Annotated in this window: 2 protein-coding genes; both read right to left on the bottom strand. The window is 77.6% G+C overall.

The window, feature by feature from the left end:
* Positions 1-300 (bottom strand): hypothetical protein (locus tag G3N94_RS41720; protein WP_205799961.1); only part of this gene is annotated, 300 nt, incomplete at its 3' end.
* Positions 300-802 (bottom strand): dual specificity protein phosphatase family protein (locus G3N94_RS41715; RefSeq protein ID WP_205799960.1); only part of this gene is annotated, 503 nt, incomplete at its 5' end. The genes G3N94_RS41715 and G3N94_RS41720, both read right to left, overlap by 1 nt.

Below are 802 nucleotides of genomic sequence, written 5' to 3'. Positions count from 1 at the left end.
GTCGAGCGCGGCCAGCGCGTCGCCGGCGCTGTCCGGCGCGGCCGACGCAGCCGACTCGAGCGCCAGCGCCGCAAACAGCCGCCGGTCGATCGCGATTCGCACCGCGTACCACAGCGCCGCGATGCCCGCTGCCGTGCTGACGGTCGCGAGCAGCACGCGCGCGAGCGGCGCTGCCGCCCACCCCGCCGCGACCCAGGCGCCGGCCAGCGCCGCGGCGAACGCCACCGCGCTCGCCCACGCGCCCCCATCGGGCGCGCCGCGGGCCGCGGCAATCCGGAATGGCGCGGACGGATCGCGCATCACGCGTCCCCTGCCGCGGTCCGGCGGTCGATCCAGTCCTGCAGCACCGCGACGCCCGCGTCCGACCACCACGCGCGTGGTCGAACCGCGCGCACCGCCGCGAGCGCGTCGCGCGCATCGTGCAGGCCGCGCCGCGTCGCGAGCCACGCGGCCGCGCACAACACGCTGCGGCCGTAGCCGAGCGCGCAGCAGACGAGCACGTCGCGGCCGTCGCCGTGCAGCCGTTCGAGCGCCTCGACCGCCTGCTGCAGCTGCCGCGCGGTCGGCACGACGAGATCGAGCTGCGGCACCGCCGCATACGCGAGCGCCTTGTCGGCCGCGGCCCAGCGCGGCATTTCGGCGGTCAGGTCGACGACGCCGGTGAATCCGTGCCGCCGTAGCTCGCGCTTGGTCGGCGTGCGGCCGACCGACACGCGCGCGTCGATCCGCGCGGGCGCTGGGTGGCGGAACGTCCACGCGCGCGAGTTGACGAACGCGCCGGCGATCGTCGGCGCGAGCAGCA

Origin of the sequence: Burkholderia sp. Ac-20353 (assembly GCF_017104785.1) — a bacterium.
Taxonomy (GTDB): Bacteria; Pseudomonadota; Gammaproteobacteria; order Burkholderiales; family Burkholderiaceae; genus Burkholderia.
The sequence above is the reverse complement of the archived record's forward strand: the minus strand, read 5'-3'. Positions and strand labels throughout refer to the sequence as shown.